The following is a 16,786-nucleotide window of genomic DNA, read 5'->3' on the forward strand; positions in this document are numbered from 1 at the left end:
TTAAAGCTATAAAAACATATAAAGGAGTTTTTTCTATGGGAAATTTCCACGCTACAACGATATTTGCAGTTCATCATAATGGAGAATGTGCAATGGCTGGAGATGGTCAGGTGACAATGGGAAATGCTGTTGTAATGAAACATACAGCTCGTAAAGTTCGCAGACTTTTCCAAGGTAAAGTTTTAGCTGGTTTTGCAGGTTCAGTTGCTGACGCATTTACTCTTTTTGAAATGTTTGAAGGAAAATTAGAAGAGTATAATGGCAACTTGCAGCGTGCTGCTGTTGAAATGGCAAAACAATGGCGTGGCGATAAAATGTTACGTCAGCTAGAAGCGATGCTCATTGTCATGGATAAAACAACTATGCTCCTTGTTTCAGGTACAGGAGAAGTGATTGAACCAGATGATGGTATTTTAGCAATTGGATCTGGTGGGAATTATGCACTTTCTGCAGGTCGTGCTTTAAAGCAATATGCAAGTGAACACTTAACAGCGAAACAAATTGCGAAAGCGAGTTTAGAGATTGCTGGCGATATTTGTGTTTATACGAACCACAACATAATTGTTGAAGAATTGTAGAATCGTAAGGGAGGCATTTTATATGCATTTACATTTTACTCCGCGCCAAATTGTGGAAAAATTAGATCAATACATCATCGGTCAAAAAGATGCAAAGAAAGCGGTTGCTGTAGCGTTGAGAAATCGATACCGTCGCAGTAAATTAGCTGAAAATTTACGTGATGAAATAGCACCTAAAAATATTTTGATGATTGGACCTACAGGTGTTGGGAAAACAGAGGTAGCACGACGAATGGCGAAACTCGTTGGAGCACCTTTTATTAAGGTTGAAGCTACAAAATTTACAGAAGTTGGATATGTAGGTAGAGATGTAGAGTCGATGGTGCGTGACCTTGTGGAAACGTCAGTTCGCATCGTGAAAGAAGAAATGGTAGTGAAAGTTCAAGATAAAGCAGAAGAGCAAGCGAATCAACGTCTTGTTGAAATTTTAGTGCCGAGTCCGGAGAAGCAATCTGGATTTAAAAACCCGTTAGAAATGCTTTTTGGCGGCGCTCAAAATTCGAATCAAACATCTGATGCACAGGAAGATGCTGAAATCGAAAAGAAACGTCTAGAAGTAGAAAAAAAGCTTGCTGCAGGACTTCTTGAAGAAGAAATTGTATCGATTGAAGTGACAGAGCAGCAGTCTTCAATGTTTGATATGTTACAAGGAACTGGTATGGAACAAATGGGGATGAATTTCCAAGATGCATTAGGAAGTTTTATGCCGAAAAAAACGAAAAAACGTAAACTTTCTGTAAAAGAAGCGAGAAAACTCTTGACAAATGAAGAGGCACAGCGCTTAATTGATATGGATGAAGTTACACAAGAGGCTGTTTATCGTGCTGAACAGCTCGGGATTATTTTTATCGATGAAATTGACAAAATTGCTGGTAAGCAGTCGAATAGCGTAGATGTATCACGTGAAGGTGTGCAACGTGACATCTTGCCAATTGTAGAAGGGTCGAATGTTGCGACAAAATACGGATCAGTAAAAACGGATTATATTTTATTCGTTGCAGCTGGAGCGTTCCATATGTCTAAACCGTCGGATTTAATTCCGGAATTGCAAGGGAGATTTCCGATTCGAGTAGAATTAACAAAATTATCGACAGATGATTTTGTTAAAATATTAATCGAGCCTGACAATGCGCTAATTAAACAATATATGGCATTATTAGCGACTGAAGGTATAGAAATTGAATTTTCAGACGAAGCTATTCGTAAGATTGCTGAGATTGCTTATCAAGTTAATCAGGATACAGATAATATTGGAGCAAGAAGACTTCATACGATTATGGAGAAACTCCTTGAAGATTTATCGTTTGAAGCATCTGAAATTACGTTAGAGAAAATAACGATAACACCTCAATACGTTGAGGAAAAATTAGCAACAATTGCTAAAAATAAAGATGTGAGCCAGTTTATTTTGTAATAGTGTCATCAGGTGACTCGCCCTAGTTTCCAAGTGATGAAAAAATATGTAAGTAATATGTAGGAGGAACTTTTGAAATGGAATTATTAGCAAAAACAAGAAAATTAAATGCGTTATTACAGAGCGCAGCAGGGAAGCCTGTAAACTTTAGAGAAATGTCTGACACAATGTGTGAAGTAATCGAAGCAAACGTGTTCGTTGTAAGTCGCCGTGGTAAATTACTAGGATATGCTATTCACCAACAAATTGAGAACGAACGTATGAAGCAAATGCTAGCGGAGCGTCAATTCCCAGAGGAGTATACGCAAAGTTTATTCAATGTTACAGAAACATCTTCAAATTTAGGTGTGGATAGTGCTTACACAGCATTCCCGGTAGAAAACAGTGAATTATTCGGTCAAGGTTTAACTACAATCGTACCAATCGTTGGTGGCGGTGAGCGTCTGGGTACATTAGTATTAGCTCGTCTTGGTCAAGAGTTCTTAGATGATGATTTAATCCTTGCTGAGTACAGCTCAACTGTTGTAGGTATGGAAATCTTACGTGAAAAAGCAGAAGAAATCGAAGAGGAAGCACGTAGTAAAGCTGTTGTTCAAATGGCGATCAGCTCATTGTCTTACAGTGAGTTAGAAGCAATTGAGCACATCTTCGAAGAATTAAATGGAACAGAAGGTTTACTTGTTGCAAGTAAAATTGCTGATCGCGTAGGGATTACTCGTTCTGTAATCGTAAATGCACTACGTAAATTAGAAAGTGCTGGTGTTATTGAGTCTCGTTCTTTAGGTATGAAAGGAACATACATTAAAGTGCTAAACGACAAGTTTCTACAAGAACTTGCTAAATTAAAAACAAACTAATTTATAAAAAACTCTCCTCGGTTGAGGAGAGTTTTTTGCTTTGTAAGAGGTTGATGTTGCTTATGTGAAGCATCATGGCAATGTTCTTTTAGAAACTATTAAATGAATGTCACCCCCTTGCTTAAAGAAAGTAAAGATTGGGAATACTAGAATTCGAGCATGGAAAAAAGAAAGTTTTACATTGTTCGCATTTTCGACTTGATTGTAATATTTCAGTATGATATAGTAAGCAGTGGTGTCAGTACAAAGTACACACGTTTACTGATTTAAGTGTTGGTGCTACGTTTGTAGTTTCGCTTAGAGTTGAAGTAAACGGAGGATATCAAAAACCATTTAGGAGGAACTAAATTATGTCAGTAATTTCTATGAAGCAATTGCTTGAAGCTGGTGTTCATTTCGGACATCAAACTCGTCGTTGGAACCCAAAAATGAAGCGTTACATTTTCACAGAGCGTAACGGTATCTACATCATCGACTTACAAAAAACTGTGAAAAAAGTTGAGGAAGCTTACAGAACGATGCGCGACATCGCTGCTGAAGGTGGAGACATCTTATTCGTAGGTACTAAAAAACAAGCACAAGAAGCTATTAAAGAAGAAGCAACTCGTGCTGGTATGTACTTCGTTAACCAACGTTGGTTAGGTGGAACTTTAACAAACTTCCAAACAATCCAAAAGCGTATCAAGCGTCTTAAAGACATCGAAAGAATGCAAGAAGATGGTACTTTCGAAGTACTTCCTAAGAAAGAAGTTGTTCAACTTAAAAAAGAGTTAGAGCGTCTTGAGAAATTCTTAGGCGGTATTAAAGATATGAAAGGTCTTCCAAGTGCATTATTCGTAGTAGACCCTCGTAAAGAGCGTATTGCAGTTGCTGAAGCACGCAAATTACACATTCCAATCATCGGTATCGTTGATACAAACTGTGATCCAGACGAAATCGATCACGTTATCCCAGCAAACGATGATGCAATTCGTGCTGTAAAACTTCTTACATCTAAAATGGCAGACGCGATCCTTGAAGCAAAACAAGGTGAAGAAACTGTTACTGCGTAACAAATTTGGAAAGGTGATAAGGGGTTCGGCCTTTTATCACCTTTTTTAAGGTATAAACACCTTTTCAAAAGGTATAAATACATATTTTAGGAGGATGAAAAACATGGCAATCACTGCACAAATGGTAAAAGAACTTCGTGAAAAAACAGGCGCAGGTATGATGGACTGCAAAAAAGCTTTAACTGAAACTAATGGCGACATGGAGAAAGCAATTGACTTCTTACGTGAAAAAGGTATTGCGAAAGCTGCTAAAAAAGCAGACCGTATCGCTGCTGAAGGTTTAACTTTCATCGAAACAAACGGTAACGAAGGTTTAATCTTAGAATTAAACTCTGAAACTGATTTCGTTGCGAAAAACGAAGGTTTCCAAGCATTAATTAAAGAATTAGCTGCTCACTTATTAGCTAACAAACCAGCTAACATTGAAGAAGCTATGGCTCAAACAATCGAAGGCGGCAAAACAGTAGAAGAGCACATCAACGAAGCAATCGCTAAAATTGGTGAAAAACTTACACTTCGTCGTTTCGAAATCGTATCAAAAACTGATGCTGATGCATTTGGCGCTTACCTACACATGGGTGGACGTATTGGTGTATTAACAGTTCTTGAAGGTTCTACTGACGAAGCAGCTGCTAAAGATGTAGCAATGCACATCGCAGCAGTTAACCCTAAATACATCGACCGCGATGCTGTAACAGCTGAAGAAGTTGAGCATGAGCGTCAAGTATTAACACAACAAGCTTTAAACGAAGGCAAGCCTGAAAAAATCGTTGCAAAAATGGTTGAAGGCCGTCTTGGCAAATTCTTCGAAGAAATTTGCTTACTTGACCAAGCATTCGTTAAAAACCCTGATATGAAAGTTCGTCAGTTCGTTGAGTCTAAAGGCGGAACATTAAAAGGATTCGTTCGCTACGCTGTTGGTGAAGGTATCGAAAAACGCGAAGACAACTTTGCTGAAGAAGTAATGAACCAAGTAAAAGGTAGCAACTAATACAGATTAGGGAACACTTTGTGTTCCCTTTTTTAAAATAAAGATGTAAGCAATTGGAGGTTCATTATGAGTAAACCGAAATATAATCGTGTCGTATTAAAGCTAAGCGGAGAAGCGTTAGCTGGCGAACAAGGATTTGGAATTAACCCAGCTGTTATTAAATCAGTTGCGGAACAAGTGAAGGAAATTGCAGAACTTGATGTAGAAGTTGCTGTTGTTGTTGGTGGCGGAAACATTTGGCGTGGAAAAATCGGAAGTGAAATGGGAATGGATCGTGCTGGAGCAGATTACATGGGTATGTTAGCAACAGTTATGAACTCATTAGCTCTTCAAGATAGCTTAGAGAACATTGGCATTCAAACTCGTGTCCAAACTTCGATCGAAATGCGTCAGGTTGCAGAGCCTTACATTCGTCGTAAAGCAGTTCGTCACCTAGAGAAAAAACGTGTTGTGATCTTTGCCGCAGGTACAGGTAACCCGTACTTCTCTACAGACACAACGGCAGCGTTACGTGCAGCGGAAATCGAAGCGGACGTTATTTTAATGGCGAAAAATAATGTGGATGGCGTATATAGTGCGGATCCATCTATTGACCCAACAGCTACAAAATACGAAACACTTACTTACTTAGATGTATTAAAAGAAGGTTTAGGTGTAATGGATTCTACAGCTTCTTCTTTATGTATGGATAACGATATTCCATTAATTGTATTCTCAGTTATGGAAAAAGGTAACATTAAACGTGCCGTTTTAGGCGAAAATATTGGAACAGTTGTAAGGGGGAAATAAATATGGGACAACAAGTATTGAAGTCTTCAAATGAAAAAATGGAAAAAGCAGTTGCAGCTTATTCTCGTGAATTAGCAACAGTTCGCGCTGGTCGTGCAAGCTCATCTGTATTAGATAAGGTACAAGTTGATTACTACGGTGCACCAACACCAGTTGTGCAATTAGCGAACATTACAGTTCCAGAAGCACGTTTACTTGTAATTCAGCCTTATGATAAAACTTCTATCGGTGATATCGAAAAAGCAATTTTAAAAGCAGATTTAGGCTTAAACCCTTCTAATGATGGAACTGTAATTCGTATTGCATTCCCTGCATTAACAGAAGAGCGTCGCCGTGATCTTGTTAAAGTTGTGAAAAAATATGCTGAAGAAGCAAAAGTTGCTGTTCGTAACGTACGTCGTGACGGTAACGATGATCTTAAGAAGCTTGAAAAAGCTGGCGAGATTACAGAAGATGATTTAAGAGGATATACTGAAGACATCCAAAAAGAAACAGATAAATATATTGCAAAAGTTGACGAAATCGCAAAAAACAAAGAAAAAGAAATCATGGAAGTGTAATAGCGATAACTTCGCAAATATGACCCTCTTCTTAAGGGGGTCTTTTTACACTTTTAGGCATACGTCTGCTTGTTGGAGGGTATGAATGATGTTTAAAAACTTTCCTTTTTTTAAAGGTAAAAAGGACACATCGTTTGATCATCTCGTTGAAGAAGTGAAAAAAGGATATATCCCAGAACATATTGCCATCATTATGGATGGCAATGGAAGATGGGCAAAGAGGAGAGCGATGCCTCGTATTGCGGGACATCATGAAGGCATGCAAGTTGTAAAGAAAATTACAAAATTTGCAAGTAAACTTAATGTAAAAGTATTAACTCTCTATGCTTTTTCAACTGAGAACTGGAAAAGACCGAAAAAGGAAGTTGATTATTTAATGAAGCTTCCAGAAGAATTTCTAGGTACATTTTTACCAGAATTGATTGAAGAAAACGTACAAGTCCGAGTAATAGGGCAACAAGATCGTCTTCCTACGCATACACGCAGAGCGATGGAGAAGGCCATGGAAGATACGAAAGAGAATACAGGATTAATTCTTAATTTCGCGTTAAACTATGGAAGTCGAGATGAAATCGTTTCTGCTGTGCAACATATGATGAAAGATAGTGAGGAAGGGAAAATTCGTGCTGAAGAAATAAGTGAAGAAATGATTTCTTCTTACTTAATGACGAGTTCGTTACCTGATCCAGAGTTGTTAATCCGTACAAGCGGAGAGCTACGTATTAGTAATTTCATGTTATGGCAAATTGCTTATTCGGAATTTTGGTTTACAGATGTGTATTGGCCAGACTTTACCGAAGAACATTTGCTAAATGCAATTACAGACTTTCAGCATAGAGGGCGCAGATTCGGAGGCGTGTAGAAAGAGAGGGTTTGGTAGTGAAACAGAGAATTATTACTGGAGTGGTTGCTGCCGCGCTATTCATTCCCATCGTAATTTACGGTGGCGTGCCTTTTACGGTTTTAGTGTATGCACTTGCTTCTATAGGTTTATATGAATTAATTCGTATGAATAAGCTTACGCTTATTTCAGTACCAACAGTTTTAGCTGCAATATTATTGTGGACTATTTTAATTCCAAGTAGTGCATCAGAACTGTTTACGTGGATTGGATTAGGTAAATTAGAAATCACATTTGTGATTGTTTTATTACTTTTATCATATACAGTCCTTTCTAAGAATACATTTACTTTTGACCATGCTTCATTTTTACTGATGGCAACGACATATGTTGCAATGGGATTCTTATATTTAAATGAAACAAGAATATTAGGAATTAAATATGTGTTTTGCGCATTATTTGTTATATGGGCTACTGATTCAGGCGCATATTTCGTAGGGAAAGCAATAGGAAAAAGAAAATTGTGGCCAGAAATTAGTCCAAATAAAACGATTGAAGGTTCATTAGGCGGAATTGTTTGTGGAATTGTTGTTGCACTTGTGTACAATATGTTCTTCCCGGTTGAAGCGAATGTATGGATTTTAATCGTTCTGACGATTATCATTTCTATTTTTGGACAAATTGGTGATTTAGTGCAATCTGCATTTAAACGCCATTATGGTGTAAAGGATTCAGGTACAATTTTACCTGGACACGGTGGTATATTAGATCGAACAGATAGTTGGTTATTTGTTTTACCAATTCTCTACTTTTTATTACAATATAATTAATAAATGAACGAGGGGTTGGAATCATGAAAAACATAAGTTTATTAGGTGCAAGCGGATCAATCGGTACACAAACTCTAGATGTATTACGCTCGCACCCAGACCAATTCCGTCTCGTTGCTTTTTCTGTAGGGAAAAACATTGACTACGCAGTAAAGGTAATTCAAGAATTTTCTCCGCAAATCGTCTCGGTGCAAAGAGAAGAAGATGTTTTAAAATTACAAGCTGTTTCTGGTAATACAAAAATTGTATATGGTAGTGAAGGTCTTTTAGAAGTAGCATTACATCCAGATGCAGAGATTGTAGTAAATGCTGTTGTAGGTAGTGTAGGATTGTTACCAACACTGCGTGCAATTGAGGCGAAAAAAACAATTGGAATTGCAAACAAGGAAACGTTAGTAACTGCAGGGCATCTTGTAATGGAAGCGGCACGAAAACATAATGTTTCGTTACTTCCAGTAGATAGTGAACATTCAGCTATTTTTCAATGCTTGAATGGTGAAAATGAAAAAAGAATTTCTCGACTAATTATAACGGCTTCAGGTGGAAGTTTCCGTGATAAAACGAGGGATGAATTGCATCATGTGACCGTGGAAGATGCGCTTCGACATCCAAACTGGTCAATGGGTTCGAAAATTACAATTGATTCTGCTACAATGATGAATAAGGGACTAGAAGTAATTGAAGCACATTGGCTTTTTGGTATCCCTTACGAGCAAATTGATGTTGTTTTACATAAAGAAAGTATTATCCATTCTATGGTTGAATTTGAAGATCGTAGTGTAATGGCACAGCTTGGCTCACCTGATATGCGAGTACCAATTCAATACGCACTTACATATCCTGACAGATTACCTCTTTCAGACACAAAACAGTTAAATTTATGGGAAATGGGAACATTGCATTTTGAGAAAATGAACCAAGAACGTTTCCGTTGCCTACGTTTTGCGTATGAAGCTGGAAAAGCAGGTGGAAGTATGCCAGCTGTAATGAATGCAGCCAATGAAATAGCTGTTGAAGCTTTTTTACAAAAGAGAATTGGTTTCTTAACAGTGGAAGACCTCATTGAAAAAGCAATGAACCATCACAATGTTATTGCGCGACCGAGCTTAGAGGAAATTTTGGAAATTGATGCAGCCACAAGACGGTTTGTGATGGAACAAATTTAGCAAAGGTGGTTATGGAATTGGATACAGCGATTGCCTTTATATTAATTTTCGGTGCACTCGTATTTTTCCATGAGCTAGGACATCTATATTTCGCAAAAAGAGCAGGTATTTTATGCCGCGAGTTTGCAATTGGTTTTGGTCCGAAAATATTCTCATTTGAAAAGAATGAAACGGTGTATACGATTCGATTACTGCCCCTTGGTGGCTATGTAAGAATGGCTGGCGAGGATGCAGACACAGTTGAGTTAAAGCCCGGAAAAAAGGTTGGCCTTGTACTAAATGAAAAAGACGAGGTTGTGAAATTAGTTTTTGATGGGTATGAAAAGTATCCAAATGTTCGTGTCATTGAAGTCGAACAAGCTGATTTAGAGCATAATCTAACAATTTCGGGCTATGAAGAGTACGAGGAAGAGCTTCAAACGTTCCGTGTGAATGAAAAAGCTCGTATTATTACTGCGGGAGAAGAAATTCAAATCGCTCCGTATAATAGACAATTCGGCTCAAAAAAACTGGGGCAACGCGCTTTAACAATCTTTGCGGGTCCTGCAATGAACTTCATTTTAGCATTTGTTATTTTTGTGATTCTTGGATTTGTACAAGGGGTTCCCGTTGACAAACCAATGGTCGGAAAAGTGATGGAGAATAGTGCAGCACAGCAAGCTGGATTAAAAGAAAATGATACAATTCAAGCAATTGATGGGAAAAACACAAGTACATGGAAAGATGTTGTAAATATTGTACGTGAAAACCCGAATAAAGAAATTACGTTACAGGTAAAGCGTGATAATGAACAGCTTAATGTGAAAGTAACGCCAACACTCGATAAAGAAGGAAAAGACGAAGTTGGTAGAATTGGTGTTTACTCTCCTGTAGAGAAAACAGTAATGGGTTCTATTAAATCAGGGTTTGAACAAACGTACCAATGGACGAAATTAATTTTTGAGTCTCTTGTGAAATTAGTAACTGGTCAATTTTCTATTAATGAGTTGTCAGGTCCAGTAGGAATTTATAATCTAACGGATCAAGTTGTAGATTATGGATTTACGCGTGTACTAAGTTTAGCGGCAGTTTTAAGTATTAATCTTGGTTTATTTAATTTATTACCAGTCCCAGCTTTAGATGGTGGACGTTTATTCTTCTTCTTAATTGAAGCGTTACGAGGGAAACCAATTGACCGTCAAAAAGAAGGAATGGTTCACTTTATTGGTTTTGCATTATTAATGTTACTTATGTTAGTTGTAACATGGAATGACATTCGTAAGTTTTTCTTGTAAAATAAAGTGAAACTTATAATGAAATAGAGCTCGTAGAATAAAATCCCTCACCTAACTCGAGGTGAGGGGTTTTACTGCGTGTAAGAGTAAAATGAAGAGGTGCGAATAAATGAAACAAAGTATGGTATTCAGTCCTACATTACGTGAAGTTCCAGCTGATGCTGAAATTAAGAGTCATCAACTATTACTTCGCGCAGGTTTTATGCGTCAAAATGCTTCTGGTATTTATAGTTTTCTACCATTTGGTTTAAAAGTGCTACACAAAGTAGAACGTATCGTTCGAGAAGAAATGGAGCGTGCAGGGGCTGTAGAATTATTAATGCCGGCTATGCAAGCTGCAGAATTATGGCAAGAGTCAGGCCGTTGGTATTCTTACGGATCTGAATTAATGCGTATGAAAGATCGTAACTCTCGTGAATTTGCATTAGGAGCTACACACGAAGAAGTAATTACTGATCTTGTACGTGATGAAGTAAAATCATATAAAAAATTGCCGTTAACATTATACCAAATTCAAACAAAGTTCCGTGATGAACAAAGACCTCGTTTTGGTTTATTACGTGGAAGAGAGTTTCTGATGAAAGATGCATACTCTTTCCATGCTACGCAAGAGAGCTTAGATGAAGTGTATGACCGTTTATATAAAGCATACTCTAACATTTTTGCTCGTTGTGGTTTGAATTTCCGTGCAGTTATTGCTGACTCTGGAGCAATGGGCGGAAAAGATACACATGAATTTATGGTATTATCTGATGTTGGTGAAGATACAATCGCATACTCTGATACATCTGATTATGCAGCGAACATCGAAATGGCTCCTGTTGTAGATACGTATACAAAGAGTGACGAAGAAGAAAAGGCACTTGAAAAAGTAGCAACACCAGATCAAAAGGCTATTGAAGAAGTATCTGCATTCTTAAACATTGCAGCGGAAAAGTGCATTAAGTCTATGGTATTTAAAGTAGATGAGAAATTAGTAGTTGTACTTGTTCGTGGTGATCATGAAGTAAACGATGTAAAAGTGAAAAATGTATACGGCGCTTCAGTTGTTGAACTTGCTTCTCATGAAGAAGTAAAAGCGTTATTAAATTGTGAAATTGGTTCATTAGGACCGATTGGTGTGACAGGCGATGTAGAAATTATTGCTGACCACGCTGTAGCATCAATTGTAAACGGATGTTCAGGAGCGAATGAAGAAGGATTCCATTATGTAAATGTAAATCCAGCACGTGACTTTAAAGTAAGTCAATATACAGATTTACGCTTCATCCAAGAAGGAGACCAATCTCCAGATGGAAACGGAACAATTCTTTTCGCACGCGGAATTGAAGTTGGTCATGTATTCAAATTAGGAACTCGCTATAGTGAAGCGATGAACGCAACGTTCCTAGATGAAAATGGGAAAACACAATCACTTATTATGGGTTGTTACGGCATTGGTGTATCTCGTACAGTGGCAGCAATTGCAGAGCAGTTTAATGATGAGAATGGTTTAGTTTGGCCTAAAGCTGTAGCACCATTCCATGTGCATGTAATTCCAGTAAATATGAAATCTGATGCACAACGTGAAATGGGTGAAAATATCTACAGCTCATTACAAGAGCAAGGATACGAAGTGTTACTAGATGACCGTGCAGAACGTGCAGGCGTTAAATTTGCAGATGCAGATTTATTCGGTCTTCCAGTTCGTGTTACAGTTGGTAAAAAAGCAGATGAAGGCATTGTAGAAGTGAAAGTACGTGCTACAGGCGAATCTGAAGAAGTGAAGGTAGAAGAACTTCAAACATATATTGCAAATATTTTAAAATAAGAAGAGGTACCTCGTTACGAGGTACCTTCTCTTTCTTTGTAAACGTATTTTATAAAAGAAGAAAGGAGAAATCTTTCTTTGTAGTACGTTTCAATTTATAATAGCAAATGGAAGGAGAGTGCTTATGTCATTAACAAATGAACAACAAGAGCGATTTCAAATCTTGCTCCAACAGTTGCAAATACCAGAAGACCTTATAAATCAATATTTACATGGCGGTGGTATTGAAAGGCTAGTTATTGATAAAGCGAATAAAAGTTGGCATTTTGATTTACAAGTGCCACGTATTTTGCCGACAGAATTATATGAATTGCTAGAAACAAAGCTTAAGCAATCATTTTCTCATATTGCAAGAACAACATTTGCATTAGAAGCAGAGAATAAACATTTTACAGAAGAAGAAGTGAGAGCTTATTGGCCGCTTTGTACGGAACGAATTACATTTTCACCTATGTTTGCGTACTTAAAAAAACAACTTCCGCAGGTGAATGGCGTGAAGTTGCTAATAAATGTGAATAATGATCTGGAATCTACTGCATTAAAGAAAAACGTTGCGAAACCAGTAGGTGATCAATATGAAGCTTTTGGATTTCCGCGTTTTCAGTTAGATACACATATAAAGCAAAATACAGAAGAAATGCAAAAGTTTCGTGAGCAAACGCAGCAAGAAGACCGCGAGCGCGTAATACAAGCTATGGAAGAAATGGCGAAGAAGCAAGCTGAAGAAAGTAGCGTTGTACATGAAGGGCCGATCACACTCGGGTATCTTATTAAGCCAGATGAAGAGATTACACCGATGCGAGAAATTCAAGATGAAGAAAGAAGAAAAACAGTTCAAGGGTATGTCTTCCATGTAGAAACAAAAGAGCTTCGTAGTGGACGTACGTTATTAACTTTAAAAATAACGGATTATACAGATTCTATTATGATAAAAATGTTCTCACGTGACAAAGAAGATATTCCGATGCTGCAATCCTTGAAAAAAGGAATGTGGGTGAAAGCACGTGGTTCTGTTCAAAATGATACATTCGTTCGAGATTTAGTAATGATTGCAAATGATATTAATGAAATAACAGGACCGTCTCGTAAAGATAAAGCGCCAGAAGGCGAAAAACGTGTAGAGCTGCACCTTCACACACCGATGAGCCAAATGGATGCTGTTACTCCTGTTTCTAAGCTTGTTGCTCAAGCAGGGAAATGGGGACATGAGGCAATTGCAGTTACAGATCACGCCGTTGCTCAGTCTTTCCCAGAAGCATACTCTGCGGGTAAGAAGGCTGGGGTTAAAGTTATATACGGTGTAGAGGCCAATTTAGTTAATGATGGTGTACCGATAGCGTATAACGAAGCACATCGTCTACTTGCAGATGAAACGTATGTTGTTTTCGACGTTGAGACGACAGGTTTATCGGCTGTATATGATACAGTGATTGAGTTAGCGGCTGTAAAAGTAAAAGGTGGCGAAATCATCGATCGCTTTGAATCTTTCGCAAATCCCCATCAACCATTATCTGCGACAATTATTGAATTGACAGGGATTACAGATGATATGTTAACTGATGCACCAGAAGTGGACGAAGTATTTAAAAAGTTTGAGGAATGGATGGGTGACCATACTCTTGTTGCTCATAACGCAAGCTTTGATATGGGATTCATTAACGTAGGCTTTAAAAAGGCAGGGCTAGAAAAAACGAAAAACCCAGTTATTGATACGTTAGAACTTGCACGGTTCTTATTCCCAGAAATGAAAAATCATCGATTAAATACGATGTGTAAAAAGCTTGATATTGAATTAACACAACATCACCGTGCGATTTATGATACAGAAGCAACGGGATATTTACTTGTGAAAATGTTAAAAGATGTGATTGAAAAGGGATTTGAATATCACGATCAATTAAACGATAGTATGGGACAAGGGGATGCATATAAACGAGGGCGTCCAAGTCATATGACATTACTTGCTACATCAGACGTTGGATTGAAGAATTTATATAAACTTGTTTCATATTCTCATCTTAATTACTTTTACCGTGTACCACGTGTGCCAAGGTCCCTATTAAAAAAATATCGTGAAGGTATTATAGTTGGAACGGCTTGTGATAAAGGTGAAGTGTTTGAAGCGATGATGCAAAAAGCACCTGAAGAAGTAGAAGAAATTGCACAGTTTTATGATTATATTGAGGTTATGCCTCCAGAGGTGTTACGTCATTTAGTAGAACGTGAACTTGTTAGAGATGAGGGACAATTAAAAACAATTATTTCTAACTTAGTAAAGCTAGGTGAGACGTTAGACAAACCAGTTGTTGCTACAGGGAACGTGCATTATTTAGACCCAGAGGATGCAATGTATCGTAAAATTTTAGTAAGTTCGCAGGGTGGAGCAAATCCATTAAATCGTCATTCATTACCGCCTGTACATTTCCGTACAACAGATGAAATGTTAGAGTGTTTTTCATTCTTAGGTGAAGACACAGCGAAAGAAATTGTTGTAACGAATACACAAAAGATTGCATCGTTAATTGGTGATGTTCATCCAGTAAAAGATGATTTATACACACCGAAGATTGAAGGTGCCGATGATGAAACGCGTGATATGAGTTATAAAATGGCGCGTAGCATTTATGGTGAAGAACTACCAGAAATTGTAGAAGCTCGTTTGGAAAAAGAATTGAAAAGTATTATTGGACATGGATTCGCCGTTATTTATTTAATTTCGCATAAGCTTGTGAAAAAATCGTTAGTCGACGGCTATCTCGTAGGTTCGCGTGGATCGGTAGGATCATCATTTGTTGCAACGATGATGGAAATTACAGAAGTAAACCCATTACCACCACATTATGTATGTCCAAAGTGTAAGCAATCAGAATTCTTTAATGACGGTTCGGTTGGTTCTGGTTTTGACTTGCCAGATAAAGAATGTCCAACTTGTAATGTGTCATATGTAAAAGATGGACATGATATTCCGTTCGAAACATTCCTTGGATTTAAAGGAGATAAGGTGCCCGATATCGATTTGAACTTCTCCGGGGAATACCAACCACGTGCCCATAACTATACGAAAGTATTGTTTGGTGAAGATTATGTATATCGTGCTGGAACGATTGGTACGGTTGCGGAAAAAACTGCTTATGGGTATGTAAAAGGTTATGCAAATGATCATAATTTAACGATTCGAAATGCAGAGATTGATCGTTTAGTTTCAGGATGTACAGGAGTAAAGCGTACAACTGGACAGCATCCAGGCGGTATTATCGTTGTTCCTGATTACATGGACATCTTTGATTTTTCACCAATACAGTTTCCAGCGGATTCAATTGGGGCTGAGTGGAGAACAACGCACTTTGACTTCCACTCGATTCATGATAACTTATTGAAACTTGATATACTAGGACACGATGATCCGACCGTTATTCGTATGTTACAAGATTTAAGTGGTATTGATCCGAAAACAATCCCAACGGATGATCCAGAAGTAATGAAAATTTTCTCTGGCCCGGAATCATTAGGAGTAACGGAAGAACAAATTAATTGTAAAACAGGTACACTTGGTATACCAGAGTTTGGGACGAAATTCGTAAGACAGATGTTAGAAGAGACAAAGCCAACAACATTTTCAGAGCTAGTCCAAATCTCGGGACTATCGCATGGTACTGACGTATGGCTCGGTAATGCAAACGAGTTAATTTATAACGGTACATGTACGCTAAGTGAAGTTATCGGTTGTCGTGATGACATCATGGTATATTTAATTTATCAAGGTTTAGATCCATCATTAGCCTTCAAAATCATGGAGTCGGTGCGTAAAGGTAAAGGTGTACCTGAAGAATGGGAAGAGGACATGAAGAATAACAATGTACCAGGTTGGTATATTGATTCATGTAAAAAGATTAAGTACATGTTCCCTAAAGCCCATGCGGCTGCTTATGTACTTATGGCTGTTCGTATTGCATACTTTAAAGTACATTTTGCACTTTTATTCTACGCAGCATATTTTACAGTTCGTGCAGATGATTTTGATGTAGAAGCGATGGCAAAAGGCTCAGCATCTATACGTGTAAAAATTGATGAAATTGCACAAAAAGGATTGGATGCAGCGCCGAAAGAGAAGAGTTTATTAACGGTACTAGAAATGACACTTGAAATGTGTGAGCGTGGATACTCATTCCAAAAGGTTGATTTATACCGCTCGCATGCAACTGAGTTTATTATTGATGGGGATACTTTAATTCCTCCATTTAATGCAGTGCCTGGTCTTGGTACAAACGCAGCCTTAAGTATTGTGGAAGCGCGCAAAAATGGAGATTTCTTATCAAAAGAAGATTTACAGCAGCGAAGTAAGGTTTCAAAAACAATTATTGAGTATTTAGATAGCCAAGGTTGTTTAGGAGACTTGCCGGATCAAAACCAATTATCACTGTTCTAATAGGTAGGAAAAGTCTTTGCAAATCAATATTTGCTATGGTATACTATAAACCGAGATAACCATGTCATGTATATTTTGTGAAAAAGAGAGTGGGGAAACCCACTCTTTCGTGTTACTATCTACATTTTATTCGTGTAGATAGTAAAGACATTTCTGTCGTATATACATATTTTGTTACAAGTTTTACTTCTTAAATTT

13 protein-coding genes are annotated in these 16,786 nt (G+C 37.8%); all 13 read left to right on the forward strand.

The genetic code is table 11. The features are described 5' to 3' along the window. Window positions 1-35 precede the first annotated feature (35 nt). Window positions 36-578 (forward strand): ATP-dependent protease proteolytic subunit HslV, encoded by a 543-nt coding sequence (gene hslV, locus COC96_RS18805; RefSeq protein WP_000526274.1) that lies wholly within the window; start codon window positions 36-38, stop codon window positions 576-578. Between the two features lie 22 nt (window positions 579-600). Then, on the forward strand, window positions 601-1,992 hold the full coding sequence (gene hslU, locus COC96_RS18810; protein ID WP_098267848.1) for an ATP-dependent protease ATPase subunit HslU: 1,392 nt from the start codon (window positions 601-603) through the stop codon (window positions 1,990-1,992). Window positions 1,993-2,069: 77 nt separating this feature from the next. Beyond that, window positions 2,070-2,849, forward strand: a complete 780-nt coding sequence (gene codY, locus COC96_RS18815; RefSeq protein WP_000421293.1) for a GTP-sensing pleiotropic transcriptional regulator CodY — start codon at window positions 2,070-2,072, stop codon at window positions 2,847-2,849. 350 nt (window positions 2,850-3,199) lie between these two features. Then, the gene (gene rpsB, locus COC96_RS18820) at window positions 3,200-3,901 is read left to right on the forward strand and encodes a 30S ribosomal protein S2 (protein WP_000111485.1); all 702 of its coding nucleotides are present in this window, start codon (window positions 3,200-3,202) and stop codon (window positions 3,899-3,901) included. A gap of 103 nt (window positions 3,902-4,004) precedes the next feature. After that, on the forward strand, window positions 4,005-4,892 hold the full coding sequence (tsf, locus tag COC96_RS18825; protein ID WP_001018584.1) for a translation elongation factor Ts: 888 nt from the start codon (window positions 4,005-4,007) through the stop codon (window positions 4,890-4,892). Window positions 4,893-4,958: 66 nt separating this feature from the next. Further along, window positions 4,959-5,681 carry a UMP kinase gene (gene pyrH / locus COC96_RS18830; RefSeq protein ID WP_000042664.1) on the forward strand — a complete coding sequence of 241 codons (723 nt, stop codon included), beginning with the start codon at window positions 4,959-4,961 and terminating at the stop codon, window positions 5,679-5,681. A 2-nt stretch (window positions 5,682-5,683) separates the two neighbouring features. Further along, window positions 5,684-6,241 (forward strand): ribosome recycling factor, encoded by a 558-nt coding sequence (frr, locus tag COC96_RS18835; RefSeq protein WP_000531505.1) that lies wholly within the window; start codon window positions 5,684-5,686, stop codon window positions 6,239-6,241. Window positions 6,242-6,326: 85 nt separating this feature from the next. Beyond that, window positions 6,327-7,103 carry an isoprenyl transferase gene (gene uppS / locus COC96_RS18840; protein WP_097902937.1) on the forward strand — a complete coding sequence of 259 codons (777 nt, stop codon included), beginning with the start codon at window positions 6,327-6,329 and terminating at the stop codon, window positions 7,101-7,103. 17 nt (window positions 7,104-7,120) lie between these two features. Beyond that, window positions 7,121-7,912, forward strand: a complete 792-nt coding sequence (gene cdsA / locus COC96_RS18845) for a phosphatidate cytidylyltransferase (protein ID WP_098267847.1) — start codon at window positions 7,121-7,123, stop codon at window positions 7,910-7,912. A gap of 23 nt (window positions 7,913-7,935) precedes the next feature. After that, window positions 7,936-9,078, forward strand: a complete 1,143-nt coding sequence (gene dxr, locus COC96_RS18850; RefSeq protein ID WP_098267846.1) for a 1-deoxy-D-xylulose-5-phosphate reductoisomerase — start codon at window positions 7,936-7,938, stop codon at window positions 9,076-9,078. 17 nt (window positions 9,079-9,095) lie between these two features. Then, window positions 9,096-10,352, forward strand: a complete 1,257-nt coding sequence (gene rseP / locus COC96_RS18855) for an RIP metalloprotease RseP (RefSeq protein ID WP_141535960.1) — start codon at window positions 9,096-9,098, stop codon at window positions 10,350-10,352. 109 nt (window positions 10,353-10,461) lie between these two features. Next, window positions 10,462-12,162, forward strand: a complete 1,701-nt coding sequence (locus tag COC96_RS18860) for a proline--tRNA ligase (RefSeq protein ID WP_098267844.1) — start codon at window positions 10,462-10,464, stop codon at window positions 12,160-12,162. Window positions 12,163-12,286: 124 nt separating this feature from the next. Continuing rightward, window positions 12,287-16,588, forward strand: coding sequence for a PolC-type DNA polymerase III (locus tag COC96_RS18865; protein WP_098267843.1), 4,302 nt, complete (start codon window positions 12,287-12,289; stop codon window positions 16,586-16,588). Window positions 16,589-16,786 lie beyond the last annotated feature (198 nt).

This window comes from Bacillus cereus (assembly GCF_002577405.1).
GTDB lineage: Bacteria > Bacillota > Bacilli > Bacillales > Bacillaceae_G > Bacillus_A > Bacillus_A cereus_AU.